Here is an 18771-nt window from a genome sequence, read left to right as displayed (position 1 = left end):
CCACGGTGGGAGGATTGTCGTCGTGAAGTTTCCCGGTCTCCTCGCTGCGCTCGACGCCGACCAAGCACTCGTCGACACCCTGAACGACGCGCGTTCGGCCGGGGTGACCACCCTCGACGTCACCGCTGTGCAGGCGTTCTTTCCCATCGTCACCGCGGCCATCGCTCAGGGTTCCGGGCGCCACGTGCTGCTCGTCACCTCCACCTACCGCGAGGCCGAGCAGCTGACCGCGGAGCTGCAAGGGCTGCTGGGCGACGATGCCGTCGAGTACTACCCGGCCTGGGAGACGCTGCCCCACGAGCGGCTGTCCCCGCGCGCGGACACCGTCGGCCGTCGCCTGGCCGTGCTGCGCCGCCTCGCCGGCCACGAGAATTCCGTGCCCAAGGTGGTCGTCGCGCCCGTCCGCTCGGTGCTGCAGCCGCAGGTCAAGGGCCTGGCCGACATGGCTCCGGTGCGGATCGTCAAGGGCGAGGAGTACGAGCTGAGCGACCTGCTCGCCGACCTCGTCGGAGCGGCCTACAACCGCGTCGACCTGGTGGAGCGGCGCGGCGAGTTCGCGGTGCGCGGCGGCATCGTCGACGTCTTCCCGCCCACCGCCGAGCACCCCTTCCGTGTCGACTTCTTCGGCGACGAGGTGGACGAGATCCGCTCCTTCACCGTCGCTGACCAGCGCTCGACGGGGCAGACGCTCGACGAGATCGTCGCCCCGCCGTGCCGCGAGCTGCTGCTCACCGACTTCGTCCGCCAGCGCGCCAAGCGGCTCGCCCTGGAGCACCCGGAGCTGGGCGAGATGCTCACCCGCATCGCCGAAGGCCACGCCGTCGAGGGCATGGAGGCGCTCACCCCGGTGCTGGTGGATCAGCTGGAACTGCTGGTCGACGTGCTGCCGAAGGGATCGATCGTGCTGGCCAGCTCGCCTGAGCTGATCCGCGCCCGCGCCGCCGAGCTGGTGCAGACCAGCCAGGAGTTCCTGGAGGCCTCCTGGGCCGCGGCGGCTGGGGGCGGCCAGTCGCCCATCGATCTGGGTGCGTCGGCCTACTGGACTCTTGCGGACGTTCGTGCGCACACACTCGAGCGCGGTCACCGCTGGTGGTCGCTCAGCCCGTTCGCCGCCGACGAGGCCCCTGATGATCAGCCCTACGACGCCGACTCTGTGCACTCGCGCACGCTGCACGTCATGCAGGGCGACATCTTCCGCGGTGACACGGAGGCCGCCACCGCGCACATCCGCCAGCGCGTCTCCGACGGCTGGGCCGTGCTGCTCAGCGTCGAGGGGCGTGGCCTGGCCACCCGCATGGTGGAACTGCTGGGCGACGCCGGCATTCCCGCCGTCTTCGACGATCTGTCCGGTGCTCCCGCGCACGGCAGGGTCACCGTCGTGCAGTCGACGCTGCGTCAGGGCTGGCGCGTCGAGCCGGCCCTGCTGGAGCTGATCACCGCCCAGGATTTGACCGGCCAGGCCTCGACCGATCGGGCCGAGCGCAAGCTCCCTGCCCGGCGCAAGAACGCGATTCAACCGCTGGAGTTGAAGTCGGGCGACTACGTCGTGCACGAGACGCACGGCGTGGGCCGCTTCGTCGAGCTGCTGCAACGCGAGGTGCAGGGTGCCACCCGCGACTACCTGGTGATCGAGTACGCGCCCAGCAAGCGCGGGCAACCCGGCGACCGGCTGTTCGTCCCCATGGACCAGCTCGACCAGCTCAGTCGCTACGTGGGCGGCGAGTCGCCGTCGCTGGACAAGATGGGCGGCGCCGACTGGACCAAGCGCAAGGCTCGCGCCCGCAAGGCCGTGCGCGAGATCTCGTCGGAGCTGATCAAGCTGTACGCCGCCCGTCAGGCGACGAAGGGGCACGCCTTCGGGCCGGACACCCCGTGGCAGCGCGAGCTGGAGGACGCGTTCAACTTCGTCGAGACGCCCGACCAGCTCTCCGCCATCCAGGAGGTCAAGGCCGACATGGAGAATGTCGTGCCCATGGACCGCCTGATCTGCGGCGACGTCGGCTACGGCAAGACCGAGATCGCGGTGCGCGCGGCCTTCAAGGCCATCCAGGACGGCAAGCAGGTGGCGGTGCTGGTGCCGACGACGCTGCTGGTCACGCAGCACTACCAGACCTTCGCCTCGCGCTTCGCCGGCTTCCCGGTGCACCTCGCGCAGCTGTCGCGGTTCCAGACCGATGCCGAGGCCCGCAAGGTGGTCGACGGCCTGGCCACCGGCAAGGTGGATGTGGTCATCGGTACGCATCGCCTGTTCAGCAAGGAGATCCAGTTCAAGGACTTGGGCCTGGTGATCATCGACGAGGAGCAGCGCTTCGGCGTCGACCACAAGGAGCGCCTCAAGGCGATGCGGGTGGACGTCGACGTGCTGTCGATGTCGGCCACCCCCATCCCGCGCACGCTGGAGATCGCGATCACCGGCATCCGGGAGATGAGCGTCATCGCCACCCCGCCGGAGGAGCGGCACCCGGTGCTCACCTTCGCCGGTCCGTACGACAACAACCAGGTGAAGGCCGCCATCCGCCGCGAACTGGCGCGCGAGGGGCAGGCGTTCTTCGTGCACAACCGCGTCAACACCATCGAGAAGACCGCCGCGCAACTGCGCGAGTTGGTGCCCGAGGCCCGGATCGCGACGGCGCATGGCCAGATGAGCGAGTCGCGGCTGGAGCAGGTGATGCAGGACTTCTGGGAGCGTCGCGCCGACGTGCTGGTCTGCACCACCATCGTCGAGGCGGGCCTGAACATCCAGAGCGCCAACACCTTGATCATCGACCGCGCCGACGCCATGGGCCTGTCTCAGCTGCACCAGCTGCGCGGCCGCGTCGGACGGTCGCGTGAGCGCGGTTACGCCTACTTCTTGTATCCGCCGGACAAGCCCTTGTCGGAGGCCTCGCACGAGCGCCTGGCGACGATGGCCGCCAACACCGACCTGGGCGCCGGCATGGCCATCGCCATGCGCGACCTCGAACTGCGCGGCGCCGGCAACCTGCTGGGCGAAGACCAGTCGGGCCACATCGAGGGCGTCGGCTTCGACCTGTACCTGCGCATGGTGGGCGAGGCCGTCGCCCAGTACCGCGGCGAGCAGGGTGAGCCCGAGCCGCAGATGCGCGTCGAGATTCCCGTCGACGCCAACCTGCCGACGAGCTACATCGAGTCGGAGCGACTGCGGCTGGAGATGTACAAGCAGATCGCCGAGATCCGCACGGCCGAGGACATCGACGCCGCCCGCGCCGAGCTGCTCGACCGCTATGGCCCCCTGCCCGACGAGGTGGAGGCCCTGCTGGGCGTCGCCGGATTGCGCAACCTGTGCCGCGAACACGGCATCCAGGAGATCGTGCCGCAGGGCAAGGTGGTGCGCTTCTCACCGGTGTCGCTGCTGGAGTCCCGGCAGATGAGGCTGAAGCGGCTGTACCCGGGTGCGACGGTCAAGTCGGCCGTCGACCAGATCCTCGTCCCCAAACCCGATGGCGACTACCTGGCATGGGCCACGACGTTGATCGAGCAGATCTTCGCCTGACCGGCGTATCGCGACGATCTGTGACTGTTACAGGTGTGAGTCAAAGTCGGCCCCGTCGCCGCTGACCTACTACGACGTGCCCTAGTATCTGCCGAGTCTGATGCGCGACGCCGTGAGGGGTCGCGACGAGCAAAGGAGACAGCGCATGGTCACGCAGGTCGAGGAGTTTTTCGGCTGGCTGGGTGGGATCGTCTGGGGTCCGTATCTGCTCATTCCGCTGCTGTTGGGAACGGGTCTGTACCTGACCATTCGGCTCGGCGGTGTGCAGTTCCTCAAGCTGGGACCGGCACTGAGGCTCGGCCTCATCAAGCGCCGGGACGACGGCTCCGAGGGTGATATCTCTCAGTTCCAGGCCCTGACGACGGCGCTCGCGGCTACGGTCGGCACCGGCAACATCGTCGGCGTCGCCACCGCGATCGGCATCGGCGGTCCTGGCGCGCTGTTCTGGATGTGGGTCACCGGTCTGCTGGGCATGGCGTCGAAGTACACCGAGGCCTTCCTCGCGGTGCGCTACCGCACCGTCGACTCCGCCGGTGAGCGCAACGGCGGCCCGCAGCAGTACCTGGAGAAGGGCATCAAGGGCCCGCTGGGCAAGACGCTGGCTTGGATGTTCACCATCTTCACCGTGTTGGCGTCGTTCGGCATCGGCAACATGACCCAGGGCAACTCGATCGCCGCCAACATGGAGAACAGCTTCTCCGTGCCGCCGTGGGCGACCGGAGCCGTGCTCACCGTCGTGGCGCTGCTGGTTCTCGTCGGCGGCATCAAGTCCATCGGCAAGGTGACGGCGGGCCTGGTGCCGGTCATGATCGTGTTCTACGTGCTCGCGGCCCTCTACATCCTCGTCGTCAACATCGGCGACGTTCCAGCGGCCATCGGCCTCATCTTCACCGACGCCTTCACGGGCAGTGCGGCCGTCGGCGGCTTCACCGGATCGGTGCTGATCATCGCCATCCAGTACGGCGTGGCGCGTGGCATCTTCTCCAACGAGTCCGGGATGGGCTCGGCCGCCATTGCGGCTGCCGCTGCCAAGACCAGTCACCCGGTGCGCCAGGGACTGGTCTCCATGACCCAGACCTTCATCGACACCATCATCGTCGTCACCATGACCGGCCTGGTGGTCATCACCACGGGGGCCTACGCCTTCACCGACGAGGCCGGCGCGCAGATCTCCGCGTCGCTGATGACTGGGCAGGCGTTCTCACACGGCTTGCCCGGGGAGTGGGGACACTGGGTGGTGACGCTGGCGTTGGCCATGTTCGCCTTCTCGACCATCCTGGGCTGGGCCTACTACGGCGAGCGCACCATGGAGAAGATCGCCGGCCGGCGCGCGGTGATGCCGTATCGCGTGTTCTTCTCCCTGATCGTGTTCATCGGGTGCACCACCACGCTGGGTGTCGTCTGGAACTTCTCCGACGTGATGAACGGCCTGATGGCACTGCCCAACCTGGTGGGCATGCTGATCCTCTCCGGCTTGGTGGCCCGGGAGACCCGTGCGTACTTGAAGAACGACCCGAAGCTGGAGGCGAGCACCGCCGAGGTGGAGGCCTTCATGGCCGACGAGCCGGGTTACCGGGAGTGGAAGGCCAAGGAGAACCAGGCCGCGTCCTGGTACCACAGGTGACCCCCATCATGTCCGGCCAGGGCGCGGTCGACTCCGGAGAAGGGGTCGGCCGCGCCCTGGTGCTGATCGGGATCGGCGCCGGCGATCCGGACTGGATCACCGTCAAGGCCGTTCACGCCATCGAGAGGCTCGACGTGCTGTTCGCCGTGCTCAAGGAAGACGGCCTCGACGAGTTGGTCGAGGCGCGGCGGGTGCTGATCGAGCGCTACCGCACCACACCGCTGCGCACCGTCGAGCTGAAGGATCCGCCGCGTCCGTGGCGCACCGCCCATGACTACAACGCGGCCGTGAAGCTCTGGCGCCGGCAGCGCCTGGAGCAGTGGGGAGCGGCCGTGGCCGAGAACCTCGGCGGCGGCGAGACCGGCGGCTTCCTGGTGTGGGGCGATCCGTCGCTGTTCGAGTCGACCCTGGCCATCGTCCAGCAGCTGATCGCGGCCTCGTCGTCGCCGATCGGGCTGGAGGTGCTGCCCGGCGTGAGCTGCGTGCATGCGTTGACTGCCGCGCACCAGATCCCGCTCAACCGGCAGGGTCGTGCCGTGCAGATCATGCCCGCGCGCCTGCTGGCCGACGGGCTGCCCGAGGGCCTGGACGACGCCGTCGCGATGCTCGACGGCGAACAGACCTTCAGCCTCATCGACCCGACCGGCATCGACATCTACTGGGGCGCCTACCTGGGCACCGCCGACGAGATCCTGATCGCCGGCGACCTGGCCGAGAAACGCGACGAGATCCTCCGCGTGCGCGCCGAGGCCGTGGAGCGCAAGGGCTGGGTCTTCGACATCTATTTGCTGCGTCGCCGGTAAGACCCCTTCGCGAAGAGCCTCGTCGCCTGCCAAGCTTCTCGCATGGTTGTGCTTTGGGTGCTGCTCAGCGCGTTGATCCTGGTGGGCGCGGTCTGGTCGTGGCGCAAGACCCGTCAGGCCTACGCCAGCGAGGTCTTCGACGGACTGACGCCCGGTCTGCTGCCCGCGCCCGGCACCGACGCGGCCAGGCTTCCTGTTGTCGGCGGATATAAGGGCCAGATCGCGGTGGCGTTCGCCCCGCCGAAGGACGTGCGGCCGGGCTTGGCGGGGATGCTGGTCTTCGGTGCTCCTCGGGCGCGCGACGCGGTCGCGACCATCGTCGATCTGGCGCGGCGAGGGTTTCTGACCATCACCATCGTCGAGGACTCCGACGCGCGGTCAGGGCGCGATTGGGTGCTGCGGATCACCGACCCATCGCCGGAGGTGCCGACGGAGCCTGCGGAGAAGGAACTGCTGGATCAGCTCTTCGTCGACGGCCCCGAGGTGCGGCTTTCGGAGCTGTCCGGCGCCGGAAACACCGCTGTTCAGGACCACCGCGACGCCTTGTCTCGGGAGTTCGCCGACCGAGGCTGGACGCGGGACATCCAGTACAAGCCGCCCCTGCTGTGGATCTGGGTGGGGGCCGGCGGGCTGGCCGTGGCTGGGCTCGCGGGGCAAGGTTTCGTCCCGATCATCGGCGGGTTTCTCGTCTTCTGCGCCGGTGCCGCCGCCATCGGGGAGACGAACCAGCACCCGGTCCTCAACGCGGAAGGCACCGCGATGCGGATCCAGGTGCTCGGCTTCGAGCAGTACCTCGCGACCGCCGAGAAGGAGCAGTTCTCCTACGAGGAGGCCGCCGGGATCTTCTCGAAGTATCTGCCCTACGCCATTTCGCTCGGCGTCGCGGAGCACTGGACCAAGGTGTTCGCCGACCTGGCCGCGCAGGCTCAGACGGACGGATACACGGGCGGCTTCGCCGTGCCCTGGCTGAACATCGACGGCTGGGGCATAGACGGTTCCGGGATCGATCTGGCCGATGTCTCCTCCTTCGGGGATGTCGACGGCGGTGGTCCGATCGACCTCGGCGACGCGCTCGATGTGGGGTCGATCGACGGCTTCGGCGGATCGGACGGCGGCTTCGGAGGCGACGGCGGTGGTGGCTTTGACGGCGGTGGCGGTGGCGGCGATGGAGGGGGTGGATAGCCCGGGGCGACACCCCGAGCGATAGCCTCGGGACAGGCCATCGAACGCATCGTCGCCTTCCAAGACCGCTGACTTGCAGAAATAAAAGTGGCTGAGCGACCCCTATCTGTACCTATTGCACAGATAGGGGTCGCTCAGCCAGTTTTATGTTCGGGATCAGCCCATGTAGCCGGGTGCGGCCAGCGGCGGAGGGGTGGACCGCTCGGTCCAGCGAATCGTGATCAGGGCGATCAGAGACGGCACCACGGCGAGCGGCAGCAGCGCCGGCACGGCGAACACGATAATGACCGCAGCGAGCAACGAGCCCACGATCCCCACCCAGATGAGGGACGGCGCCAAGCGTTGCAGATCGTTGGCCGTCAGCATCAGCAGGTAAGCGAGAAGGCCGAACATCGTCAGGTGGATCGGGTCGTTGGCGAGCCCCAGGATGTCGATCTGCGGGATCGTGCGGTCCAGCCAACGGCTGGCGGAGGTGAACACACCGATGCGTTCGATGACCGCATCCGCGCCTCCGGGGAAGGGCACCACGGAGAAGAACCAGCTCGCGAGACCCATGCCGCCGGCCACCGCGCCGCTCAGATGCGCTAGGGGCAGGAAGAAGCGTGCCAGCCTCGAGCGTTGGCGATTGGAGTCGAAGCGGGTCAGCGGCACGCCGTTGGGATGCGTCTGACCCAGAAGCGCCGTCAACCACCCCATCAACAACGAGAAGGTCCAGCCACCGATGAAGTACAGCGGCACTTCGGTGGGCAGGCCCAGGAACACCCCGTCGTCGGAGAAGCTGCCCTGCAAGCCGACCACGGCAGCGGTCAGCCCGAGCATCCGGTTGGGCCACTGTCGGCGGAGGAAGAGCGTCTCAGCGAGGGTCGCGACGCCCACCGCGATCAGCGCCGCCGGGGCGTACCGACCGAACATCGCGGGAACGTCGCCGGCGTTGGCCTGCAACTCCGAGAGCGAACCGGAGAGGATCGTCGCGGCAATCATCAACAACCCCGCAGCGAGACACCAGGCGCCTGCCCAGACGAATCGACCGATCGTGCGCCCCACGAAGGACTGCCGCCACTGCTGACGCTGCGCCCGCTCGGCGGCCCGCCGCACCAGGCGCCGGATCTTTGCCGGGTTCACTTCGGGCTGAGCCTGTTCCGGTGACGGTGACGGCGCCTGAGGCGCGGACACCGGCGCGGCAGGCGGTGACATGGGAGACGAGACGATGGGCTGCGGGGCGTGGCGCACCTGGGGCATCACCCTGGTGGCCGGGGGCATGGGAGGCGCCGCGACGACGGTACGCGGAAGCTCGGGAGCCGGCGCGGCGGGGGCGGGCGGTGCATCCGGAACCACCGTCGGCGACCCGCCGGCGAGCCACTCCCGGAACTGCGCGCTGCCCCATCGGGCCTTGCGGTTGCGCGTCAGCAGGCCGCGCAGCAGCAGCCATTGACGATCGTTTCCGACGCGCTCAAGCACGTAGTCGCCGGTCGCGATGGCGTGCCGAAGCTTGGCGTCGTTGGGCAGACGACCCGTCGAGTCGGCCAGGAAGTGCCGCCCGGAGAGCAAGGTGTAGGCGATGACGCCCAGCGCCCACCAATCGCCCGCGCGCCCGATCTCGCCGTAGTGCGCCTCGGGCGGCATGTACGGGAAGGTGCCGGCGATGGTGCCCACATCCATCGACATGGCCATCTCCGTGGACAGCCCGAAGTCGGTGAGAACCAAGTCGAGCGGAGCGGTGCTGCGGACCAGCACGTTGGCCGGCTTCAGGTCGCGGTGCACGATCGAGAGTCCGTGCAGGTGCACGAGGGCGCCGCCCAACTGCGTCACGACGGTGTGGAACCGCTCGTCGGAGAGCAGCGGGAGCAGCTCTGGCGCCTCGAGCAGGGTGCCGTGCTGGCAGTATTCCTGCACCTCCCAGGCGTAGCCATCAGAGCTGCCCCGCTCCAGCACGGTGACCACGTACGACGGATCGGCCTGGTCGAGCCGAGCGCGGGTGGCTGCGTCGTAGGGGTCGCCGGGCATGCGGTAGAGCTTGATGACCACCTCGCGACCGGTGGTGCGTTCCTCGGCCACCACCACGTCGGCCTGGCTGCCGCCGCGCAGGTCGCGCAGGGAGCGGTACCGGGCGGCGAGTTCTGCGGGCAGGCGCCGCAGCTGCGGGCCGAGTCGGTTGCCGTGGGGGCTCTTGCCGTAAATGGCAGGGTCGACGTGCATGGTGGGTGCAGCGTCGTCGGGGCCTAGGGGCTGTGTGCCTGCCGCGTCGCGAGCCACCACGCGGGTCTCCGCGGCGTCGCGGACGCCGATCACGGGGGTCGTCGCGGCGTCGGGACCGCTCACCACGCGAGTGACCGCTGTGTCCGGGGTGCCGATCACACGGGTGACATCGTCGGAGAGGGACTCGACGACGCGGGTAACAGCGGCATCGGGAGTGCTGACCACGCGGGTAGCAGCGGCATCGACCGCGTCAAAGGCCTGCGTGGGGGTAGCGTCGTCGTGCGGCACCTCATGTCTCGTGGGTGGCAGATCTCCGCGCATGTCCCCGCCCTCGCGCCTGGTCCTCACCGCACCTCCCGAATCTCGAACCACCTCCACTATCCCTGACGCGGGCAAACCGGGCTAATCGGCGTCGAGTTCGAGCAGGATCTTGCGCAATTCGCCGGCTTGTTCGAAGGCAACGGAGTGGCCGGCATCGGGCAGATCGATCCACTGTTTGGCGGGCGCCTCCACCGAGTCGAACCACTCGCGCGCGGGGGCGGTGCGGGCCGCCAGTTCGTGTTCGCCGGCGAGCACCACCAGCGGCACCGAGAGGGTGGCGGCGTCGCGTCGCAGGTCAACGTCCTGGAGTTGCGGATACAGCACCGAGAAGACGTCGAGCAGCCCACGCAGCACGCTGACCTTCTCGATCGGCGAGTACTCGCGACCGAAGATCCCGTACGGCCCAAGGTTGCTCTCCCGGCCGCGGCGCAGGTAGTCGGTGGGTGGCATGTAAGGCCCTTCGAGCAGCGGGTAGAGCGACATGATCGTCGCGTAGTCGAAGACGCTCCGGTACGGCGGCGGCCCCATGCGGGTCAGCTTCGCGATCAGCGCGCCGTCGCCCGTGCCCATGGCGGTGGTCACGAGGTCGCGATAGATGCCCTCGTCGGTCTCCAGCGGCGCTACCATCTGACCGCTTCCGACGAACGCATGAAACAACTCCGGTGCCTCCCTCACGGCGAGCACGCCGAGCAGCGATCCCCACGACTCGCCCAGCAGATACACCTTCTCCTGGCCGTAGTGATGCGTCAGCCAGCGCGCCAGCTCGACGGTGTCGGCGACGGCGCCGTCGAGGGTGAGCGTCTCGGGATCGAGGGCTGGGTAGGACTTGCCGGTGCCGCGCTGGTCCCAGCCGACGACGAGGAAGTCTTGAGCGAGTGGCTCGAAGAGGACGCGCGAGTAGGCGAGGTCGCTTTGGCCTGGACCTCCGCTGAGGTACAGCAGGATCGGGAGCTCGTCGCTCGCGCCCCGCACCTCGATCCACTGCTCGCGGCCGTTCACCTCGACGGGGATCAGCTCCGAGACCTCCCCGACCACGGGCGCGCCCCGGGCGTCCCGAACTGGCGGTGAGCTCGGCGTCATGAGAAGCGACCCGGCAATCAGCGCCGTGATGGCGGTGGCGACGATCAGTCCGATCCGCAGCCCTGGACGCCCGATGCCCCACAGGGCGCCGACCGTCACGGACAGGCACACCAGCGGCCACGCCACGATACGACCGAGGACGAAGGCCAGCACGCCGAAAGCCGAGGTCGCGTCGAGCGGGCCGACCGTGGGCAGCGTCGATCCCAGGCGCAGCAGCTCGAACAACAGCAGGAAGCCGATGGGAGTGAGGACGATGGCCCAGCGGGAGCGCGTCGCGGCCCCCGCGATCAGGCCGGTGGCCAGGCCGCCGGCCAGCAGGGCGAGGGCTTCCGTGGCGGTGACCGGTCCGCGCGGCTGGAGCCAGGCGGCGAGGGCGCCGAACGCGGCGCCGCACAGTGCGGAGACACTCGCCCGCCACCAGCGTCTCGGAGCGGGGGAGGGGCCTGATGAGGTGGTCATGGTGTCAGGATCCGCCCGGCGGGGTGACGGCGGCGTCGGGCCGAGGCCCGATCTTCCCGCTGCGTCTGGGGCGTCGTGCGGGCGGGCGCATCCGTCTGGGGAATGACGCCCGGATACGGCTCCAGGCCATTGTGGACGGGCCGGGCGGGGGATAGCGTTTTGTCATGTGGCGCAGACTGCGTGAGCTCGACGACGAGCGGCCCTGGGTGCTCGACCTGGTGCTGGCGCTCGCGCTGCTCGTCGCGGCCTTGCTGTCCAACCGGAGCCCGGTCGGTGCGAGCCCTCTGCCCGAGTTGTTCATGATCGTGACCGCGGCCTGCTACGCATGGCGCCGCCGGTTTCCGGTGGGGGTGCTCGTCGTCGCCGGCACGCTCGTGGTGACGATGATCGGGCTCGGGTTCACCACGGCGGTGATCGGAGCCGGACTGTTCCTCGCCGCGTACACCGTCGCCGCTCGGCGGTCGTTGCGTCCGATGCTGGGGGCCGCGGCGTTCTGCCTGGTGCTGCTGATCGTCGTGGTGGTCGCCTTCCCCGAACACATGTCGCTTGGCGAGGGCGCCACCAATCTCGCCTTGTTCGTCGGTGCCTTCGTGCTCGGCCGAGGCGCGCGCACGCATCGCGCCGCCGTCCGACTGGAAGCGGAACGCGCTGCGCTGATCGAGCAGGCCGAGCGGGAGCGATCCCGGATGGCCTTGGCGGAGGAGCGCCTCGCGATCGCCCGCGAACTGCACGACGTGACGGGCCAGTCGTTGGCCGTGATCGCCCTGCAGGCCGGCGTCGGCGCTCGGGTGGTGGAGGACGATCCGGCCGAGGCGCGGGCCGCGTTCGACGCCATCGCCGAGACCAGCCGCGAGTCGCTGCGGCAGGTTCGCCACCTGCTCGACACCCTGCGCGACGACCCGCCCGGTCCACAGGAGGCGCCGTCATGATCCGCGTGCTGATCGCCGACGACGAGGCCTTGGTGCGTCGCGGGCTCGCCGTGCTGCTGCGGCATGAGCCCGGCTTCGACGTCGTGGCCGAGGCCTCCGACGGGCTCTCAGCCGTGCGCCAAACCCACGAGCATCGGCCCGACGTGGTGCTGATGGACATTCGGATGCCAGGCATCGACGGCATCGAGGCCACCCGGCGGATCGCCCAGGATCCGGAGGTCGGCGAGGTCAGGGTGCTGGTGCTCACCACCTTCGACCACGACGAGAACGTCTTCGCCGCCCTGCGTGCTGGGGCCTCTGGCTTTCTGCCCAAGGACACCGAACCGGAGCGGCTACTGGAGGCGCTGCGGGTGGTCGCGGCGGGGGAATGCCTGCTCGCTCCTCACGCCACCCGTCGGCTGATCGAGGAGTTCCGACGCTTGACACCCCCGTCGGCTGCGGGCGGCTCTCTCGACGGACTCACCGAGCGTGAGACCGAAGTGCTGGCGCTGGTGGCGTCGGGACTGTCCAATGCGGAGCTCGCCGAGCGGCTCGTGATCAGTTATGCGACGGCGAAGACACACGTCAGTCGGCTGCTCACCAAGCTCGGCGCCCGCGACCGGGCCCAACTGGTCATTGCGGCGTACGAGCACGGCGTCGTCCGACCCGGGGACGCGCCCCAGTAGCCTGGAGGCATGACCGGCCTCACCGATCTCGACGAGATCCTGCGCACCCTCCGACCCAGCGTCCGCGCGGGGGCTTTCGTCTACGTGGTGACCGACCTCCCGCTGCCATCGCACGCCTCTGTCGTCGAGCGCGAGGGCGGATCGTTGGTGGTGGAGCAGGCGGTCGCCGACGAGGCCGGCCTCTCCTACGAGGGCACCTTCGCCTGGATCACGCTGCAGGTGCACTCGTCGCTGCAAGCCGTGGGTCTGACCGCCGCGGTCTCCTCAGCGCTGGCCCAGAAGGGCGTGCCCTGCAACATGCTGGCCGGCTTCTATCACGACCACATCCTGGTGCCGTCCGACCGCGTCATCGACGCCCTGGCCGTGCTCCAGAACCTCAGCCAGCGCTAGGGTCTGTTGCGGAAGTGGTGGCCGTAGCGAGCGGCGTCATGGTGCGTCAGATGCAAGGCGCAGGAGGAAGGAGCTAGTGGTGCCTACCTTCGACGAGTGCAACGAAGCAGATGGCGTGCCAGGGCGTCGCGCAGTAGGCCATTTCCACTTTCGTAACAGGCCCTAGTCCTACTCGGACGACAGATCGTCAATGGTCTGCGCGGCCACGAGATCGGAGAACGGAACGACGGTGGCGCGTTCGGCCAGCCGGTATCGGCGAGTGCCCGGGTAGACGACGAAGAGTTCGTCCAGCTTCAACTCATCGAGTGCGGCCCTCATGGATGCGGTGAGCCTGGGAGCATCGGCCCGCTTGACCTCGATGCCGATCCGAGGCGTGCCGTCCAGGAGAAGGTCCAGCTCGGCGCCGTTGCTGGTGCGCCAGAAGTAGGGACGGGCTGTAGGGGCTCGCCGAATCGCCTCCTCCAGCACGAAGGACTCCCAAGAAGCGCCCACGCCGATGTGTCGGAGCAGGGCCTCCTGAGTGTTCACCCCTCCCCAGAGGGCGTGAAGGAGGCCGGTGTCGCGGTAGTAGACCTTGGGAGAACGCACCAACCGTTTGCCGCTGTTCACGTGCCAGGGCTGGAGCACTCGCACGAGCATCGCGTCCGCGAGCCCGTCGACGTACTTACGTGCTGTGGTCTCATTGATTCCCAGGGCGCGAGCGATCGCTGCTGAGTTCCAGAGGTTCCCGTGGGTGTGTGCGACCAGGCCGAGGAAGCGCTCGATGGTTGCCGGGGGCAACCCCATCCCGAAATCTTGGAGGTCGCGACCGGCGAGCGTCCTGATATAGGACTCGCGCCAGCGCAGGGAATCTCCGGCGCTGGCGGCAAGGAATGATCGGGGGTAGCCGCCCCTCAGCCAAAGTTCGTCGGTGTTGTCGGCGACGTCTTCGGCCCCGATGCCGCTGAGTTCGATGACCTCGACTCGTCCTGCCAAGGACTCAGAGGCCTGGCGCAACGCCTCGGGTGAGGCGCTGCCCAGTACCAGGAATCTCGCGGAGGAGTCTTCTCGGTCGGCGAGTACGCGAAGGATGGGGAAGAGATCCGGGCGACGCTGAACCTCGTCGATCACGATCGTGCCACGGAGACCATCGAGCGCGAGCATGGGCTGCTCCAGGCGTGCGAGATCGACGGGATCCTCGAGGTCGAAGTACTCGGCGGACCCCCTCCTTGTGATGGTGCGAGCGAGCGTCGTTTTGCCTACTTGGCGTGCCCCGACGAGCAGCACGATCGGCGATCGTGCAAGAGCCGTCATGAGTTCCGCTGTGGCGCGTGGACGCGAGAGCATGCCTTGAGACTACCATGCAATTCCGGGTGTAGCGCCAGGAATTACATGGAAGCGCGCTATGTGAGGTCGCCTACTTCCGGCGCGACGAGGCCTTGCTCGAGGGCCAGCAGGTATTGCTTGCGCTCGACGCCGCCGGCGTAGCCGGTGAGGCTGCCGGTGCTGCCGACGAGGCGGTGGCACGGGATGATGATGCTGACCCTGTTTCGGCCGGTTGCGGCGCCCACTGCGCGAGAGGCCTGGGGTTTGCCGAGCTGCAGGGCGAGCGCGCCGTAGGTGGTGGTCTCGCCGTATGGGATCTCTTGCAGAAAGGCCCAGACCGACTGCTGGAACGTTGTGCCGACGGGGGCCAGCGGCAGATCGAACGTGCGACGCTGCCCGGCGAAGTACTCCTCGAGTTGCTCCCGAGCGGCCGGCATGGCGTCGTCGACGCGCTCGCCGAGGCTGGTTGTGGGGAAGTGCCGCTGGTTCTCCAGGTAGAGGCCGACCAATGCTCCGTCGTGCTCGACGAGGATCAGCGGACCGACAGGGGAGTCGGTGATCGAGTGCTTCATGATGCCTCCTGGCAACCCGGATGTCCGGGAATGGTGTTGACGGCGTGGGGGCTGAGGGTCCAGAGGTGTTGGGTGGCGTACGAGCGCCAGGGTCTCCAGCGTTCGGCGTGGGCGGCGAGGTCGGAGATGCCTAGCTCGTGGGCGGCCTTGATCACGCCGAGGTCGGTGGTGGGGAAAGCATCGGGGTCGCCGAGCGCGCGCATTGCGATCATCTCGACGGTCCATGGCCCGATGCCCTTGAGGGCGAGCAGGTTGGCTCGGGCCTCGTCGCGGTCAGCGCCGGGGCCTAGGTCGATCGTGCCATCCGCCAATGCGGCGGCCACGCGACGCAGCGTGTCGCGCCGCGACTGCGGAAAGGCGAGGGCCTCGTCGGGAACCTCCGCGATCTCCGCGGAGGTGGGGGAGAGGTGGGTCAACCCCGGGATGCCGGTGTCGACGGGCTTACCCAGCGCGGCCACGAGTCGGGCGCCGTGGGTGCGAGCGGCGGCCGTCGAGACCTGCTGGCCCAACACGATCCGCGCTGCCATCTCGTCGCCGTCGATGCCGCGCGGGATGCGCCGCCCGGGGTGAGTCGCGACCAGAGGAGTGAAGGCGGGATCCTCGGAGAGGAAGTCGTCGATGGCGACGGGATCTGCGTCGAGATCGAGCAGGCGACGCAGCCGCGCCACCGCGGTGGGCAGCTGGGAGACCTCGGAGAGCCCGAGCCGTGCGTGCACGCCGCCCTTGTCGGGACGCAGCGACACCACGCCCCAGCCGACGGGCAGTCGAAGGGTACGGCTGTACGCACCATCCGTGAAGGTCTCGATGCCGTCGATGCGCGTCGCGATGAGGTGGCCGAACACGTTGCACGGGCAGAAGGGTTGGCGGGTGGCGAGCGTCAGGTCGATGAACGTGAGTCCCGACGACGATGCTGCCCGCGCGCCTTTTCGGTGGTGTCGCAGCTCCGACGGGGTGCTGGCGTACACCGAGCGCACGGTGTCGTTGAAGGAACGAATGCTGGAGAAGCCGGCGGCAAAGGCGATGTCGGACATCGACAGGTCGCTCGCCTCGATGAGGGTGCGTGCGGTCTGGGCCCGGCGTGCGCGAGCCAGGGCGAGGGGACCGGCGCCCGCGCCGTCGGCCAGCAGGCGCTGCACCTGGCGAGGCGAGTAGCCCAGTCGGGCCGCCAGCCCGGTGACGCCCTCGCGATCCACCATCCCGTCGTCGACCAGACGCATCGCGCGCGCCACCGCGTCGCCCCGCACGTCCCACTCCGGCGAACCCGGCGATGCCGCGGGCAGGCAGCGCTTGCAGGCACGGAACCCTGCGAGCTGCGCGGCGGCCGCGGTCGGATAGAACTCGACGTTATGCGCCGCTGGGGTGCGTGCAGGACAGGATGGCCTGCAGAAGATCCCCGTCGACGTGACTCCGGTGAAGAACACGCCGTCGAACCGTGCGTCCTTGGCTGAGATCGCGCGGAGACAGGCCTCCCGGTCGGTGTGCATGACCCCAGCATTGCGCACGATCTACTGCGGAGCTAGCAGGAATGCGACACTGCGCTGACGGTGTGCTCCGTTCCCGTGCTCTCCAACGCGTCCGGTACGGCTTCGTGTGGCCCACTGAGCTAGTTCAGATGACGACAACGCCAACTGCGACGGCGACCGAGCAGATCGTTGTCAGGCAGTAGAGACCGAGAAATGTCCACGGTATCCAGGCCTCTCGCGAGGTCGATGGACTGTATTTCTTGGGGTCTTTACCTTCGCCCAATGCTTGCCATTCTGCAAGGTATATCGCCGCTGTGAGCGTGAGCTCAAGTCGATTGATGACCGCGAACTTCCCTCGGTTTAGTTGTCCAAGTGATTTGAGAAGGCGAAGCCAGGTGATCGACAGAATTCCACCGGTCATGCCAATTATCGCGAGGCCTGCTGCCTTGAAGCTACTGTCGCTCCCAGCGTTGATCACGATTCCCGATGCGCTGAGAAGTAGCGTGTTTATTGTGAGGAAGAAAGTGTTCACGTTCTGTCGGCGACTGACCAGGGTCTCGGAGCTTGCAACCATCAGCTTGTACAACTCTATGAGCTGGTCTAGTTCCCCCTTGTTTCGAGGTGGGCCGTTAGGGAACAGTGTGTCGTCGAATGTCGATGCCTCATCGCTCATTGAGTTCTCCTGTGGGTCGTCGATAGCTGGCTTGTGCGCTGGTTTGGGATTCTGCCGGCCTGGATAGTTCTTGCTGTGTCGGCGGAGCGCTCCTCCAGGCCTCGATCTCTCGTGAAATCCAGTGGGGGTTCCAGTTGACTACAAGTTCGGGACGTAGTCCGTCAGGAATAGGGTGAATAGTCGTTGGATCGATTTGTACGCCGAGGATCCGTTTTCCTAAGCGGATTGTCTCGGATATCTCCCATGTGATGGGAGTGGAGTGGTGTGAGTTCTTTCCAACAAGGACGATTGTTCCGAATGTGAGAGATAGTATTTCTCGGCAAGTGTCTTGCCAAGTGTTGTCCCAAGGTGCGGTATTTGGATATGATATGAAGCTAACCCGGGAGAGTTCGGGCGAGTTTGTTAGTGCGTCTCGTGCTCCTTGGTCTTCTGACTTGAAGCTCACGAATGCGTTGATGGTCATAGTGGAGTCCGTCGGTTCATCCATGCCTTTCCTTGCGTACATGGCAATTCTTCGGCGGGAGGGCCGCCCCAATGCCACTTCACTCCGTAGCAGTAGCCCGGCTGCATTTGGTTGAAGGTGAAGACGTGGCGCGCCTCGACGTCGGTGATCAGGCGAGAGCCGGGAATAAGAACCGTGAGCTGCTCCGCCGGTGGAGGGGTGCAGAAGTGTTCCAGCACCTGGGGACGCCGGGGGCCGAATCTCAATTCCAGTGAGGCGTCGTAGCTGTTGGTGCGCGGCATGAAGCCGGCGATCGGGTCGAGGCAATCCTGGCTGGGTAGTTCGAACGAAACGACGAAGGTGTGGTCCTCGCCAGCCTTCAGCGGGCGTGGAAAGCGCAGCCTCCGGACCCAATGGATGGGGCTCACCCGTGTCGTGCTGGCGACCTCGCAGCCCTCGGCAGCGCGGACGTAGAGAGTGTCACCGTGGTAGGAAGGCAGCCCGATCTGGTCGTCGATGTGGTCGATGCCGTCTGATCTGGTGCCGATCGTGCGCTGCGTCGCGACCACTGGGCGGTCGTGCCGAAGGTCGATGCCGGTGCGTGACGCGATGAAGGAGTAGTCGATGTCGGCCAGTACCGACTCATTTCCTCGACGGGCGAGTGACAAAGAGATCTGGTGCGCCGCCTCCTCAAACCGACGCCGCACGGTGCGCGCGGAGACATCGAGTTCTGTCGCGGCTTGGCGGACGCGTTCGGAGACACTCGACGGTGCGTTTTGATGGAAGCCGCCTACGATGACGAACGCTGTGTGCAGCGGCGGAGGAAGAGTCTCCGCAACCGCAATAAGTCTACGGCCGACATGCTCCTGCAGGATGTGGAACGGAGCTGCACCGTCCACATGGAGGGCGCTGATCAACTCCGGAGGAAAGCTCGTGACGCGCCGAATGCCCCGGGTGCCGAGGCCCTCGATGGCTTTGCGTAACCCCATTGCAATGCCGTCAGTTTCGTTCGTATTCATGGCGCTGCGCCTGATCGTATCGGGCTCCTGGTAGGGGTTATCCTCCGGTCCACGAGGAAGGCCCGATGCCTGTCCGTCATGGTCGTGTATGAGAGGTTCCGCAGGTAGGTGCCACCTACTTGCGGAACCTCTAAGCA

15 protein-coding genes are annotated in these 18771 nt (G+C 67.5%); 7 read left to right on the top strand and 8 right to left on the bottom strand.

Going from position 1 to position 18771, the window contains the following annotated elements; genetic code table 11:
* Positions 1 to 22: 22 nt before the first annotated feature.
* The 4 genes from mfd (at position 23) to P0D62_RS13455 (ending at position 7120) form a co-directional block, all read left to right on the top strand.
* Positions 23 to 3511, top strand: a complete 3489-nt coding sequence (mfd, locus tag P0D62_RS13470; RefSeq protein WP_275703066.1) for a transcription-repair coupling factor — start codon at positions 23 to 25, stop codon at positions 3509 to 3511.
* A 145-nt stretch (positions 3512 to 3656) separates the two neighbouring features.
* On the top strand, positions 3657 to 5135 hold the full coding sequence (locus P0D62_RS13465) for an alanine/glycine:cation symporter family protein (RefSeq protein WP_275703065.1): 1479 nt from the start codon (positions 3657 to 3659) through the stop codon (positions 5133 to 5135).
* 8 nt (positions 5136 to 5143) lie between these two features.
* Complete coding sequence (gene cobF, locus P0D62_RS13460) at positions 5144 to 5938, top strand: precorrin-6A synthase (deacetylating) (protein ID WP_275703100.1); 795 nt, start codon at positions 5144 to 5146, stop codon at positions 5936 to 5938.
* 42 nt (positions 5939 to 5980) lie between these two features.
* On the top strand, positions 5981 to 7120 hold the full coding sequence (locus tag P0D62_RS13455; RefSeq protein ID WP_275703064.1) for a DUF2207 family protein: 1140 nt from the start codon (positions 5981 to 5983) through the stop codon (positions 7118 to 7120).
* Between the two features lie 156 nt (positions 7121 to 7276).
* On the opposite strand, the gene P0D62_RS13450 is transcribed toward P0D62_RS13455, so the two are convergent.
* Both P0D62_RS13450 and P0D62_RS13445 read right to left on the bottom strand, forming a co-directional pair.
* Positions 7277 to 9637, bottom strand: coding sequence for a protein kinase domain-containing protein (locus P0D62_RS13450; protein ID WP_275703063.1), 2361 nt, complete (start codon positions 9635 to 9637; stop codon positions 7277 to 7279).
* Positions 9638 to 9718: 81 nt separating this feature from the next.
* The gene (locus tag P0D62_RS13445; RefSeq protein ID WP_275703062.1) at positions 9719 to 11176 is read right to left on the bottom strand and encodes an alpha/beta fold hydrolase; all 1458 of its coding nucleotides are present in this window, start codon (positions 11174 to 11176) and stop codon (positions 9719 to 9721) included.
* A 164-nt stretch (positions 11177 to 11340) separates the two neighbouring features.
* Between P0D62_RS13445 and P0D62_RS13440 the strand changes: the two genes are divergently transcribed.
* Genes P0D62_RS13440 through P0D62_RS13430 form a run of 3 tightly spaced genes read left to right on the top strand, consistent with a single transcriptional unit; the run spans position 11341 to position 13160 of the window.
* Positions 11341 to 12105, top strand: coding sequence for a sensor histidine kinase (locus P0D62_RS13440; RefSeq protein WP_275703061.1), 765 nt, complete (start codon positions 11341 to 11343; stop codon positions 12103 to 12105).
* Entirely contained in the window at positions 12102 to 12770 is a 669-nt protein-coding gene (locus tag P0D62_RS13435; protein ID WP_275703060.1) for a response regulator, read from the top strand. Before P0D62_RS13440 ends, P0D62_RS13435 begins: the two co-directional genes overlap by 4 nt.
* A gap of 9 nt (positions 12771 to 12779) precedes the next feature.
* The gene (locus P0D62_RS13430; protein ID WP_275703059.1) at positions 12780 to 13160 is read left to right on the top strand and encodes an ACT domain-containing protein; all 381 of its coding nucleotides are present in this window, start codon (positions 12780 to 12782) and stop codon (positions 13158 to 13160) included.
* Between the two features lie 168 nt (positions 13161 to 13328).
* Here the strand turns inward: P0D62_RS13430 and P0D62_RS13425 are convergent, their stop codons facing one another.
* The 6 genes from P0D62_RS13425 to P0D62_RS13405 all read right to left on the bottom strand — a co-directional run bounded on the left by P0D62_RS13425 (position 13329) and on the right by P0D62_RS13405 (position 18634).
* Positions 13329 to 14486: an ATP-binding protein gene (locus tag P0D62_RS13425; protein WP_275703058.1), complete on the bottom strand. Its 1158-nt coding sequence runs from the start codon at positions 14484 to 14486 to the stop codon at positions 13329 to 13331.
* A gap of 56 nt (positions 14487 to 14542) precedes the next feature.
* On the bottom strand, positions 14543 to 15037 hold the full coding sequence (locus P0D62_RS13420) for a methylated-DNA--[protein]-cysteine S-methyltransferase (RefSeq protein WP_275703057.1): 495 nt from the start codon (positions 15035 to 15037) through the stop codon (positions 14543 to 14545).
* The gene (locus P0D62_RS13415; RefSeq protein WP_275703056.1) at positions 15034 to 16521 is read right to left on the bottom strand and encodes a DNA-3-methyladenine glycosylase 2 family protein; all 1488 of its coding nucleotides are present in this window, start codon (positions 16519 to 16521) and stop codon (positions 15034 to 15036) included. Before P0D62_RS13415 ends, P0D62_RS13420 begins: the two co-directional genes overlap by 4 nt.
* 124 nt (positions 16522 to 16645) lie before the next feature.
* Entirely contained in the window at positions 16646 to 17173 is a 528-nt protein-coding gene (locus tag P0D62_RS13410) for a RipA family octameric membrane protein (protein WP_275703055.1), read from the bottom strand.
* On the bottom strand, positions 17163 to 17636 hold the full coding sequence (locus P0D62_RS19195) for a TIR domain-containing protein (protein WP_406708255.1): 474 nt from the start codon (positions 17634 to 17636) through the stop codon (positions 17163 to 17165). The genes P0D62_RS13410 and P0D62_RS19195 overlap by 11 nt, the downstream gene beginning before the upstream one ends.
* Positions 17633 to 18634, bottom strand: a complete 1002-nt coding sequence (locus tag P0D62_RS13405; protein WP_275703054.1) for a hypothetical protein — start codon at positions 18632 to 18634, stop codon at positions 17633 to 17635. Before P0D62_RS13405 ends, P0D62_RS19195 begins: the two co-directional genes overlap by 4 nt.
* Positions 18635 to 18771: the final 137 nt, after the last annotated feature.

The organism is Tessaracoccus caeni (assembly GCF_029211185.1).
GTDB lineage: Bacteria > Actinomycetota > Actinomycetes > Propionibacteriales > Propionibacteriaceae > Arachnia > Arachnia caeni.
This window is presented reverse-complemented; position numbering and strand designations above follow the sequence as displayed.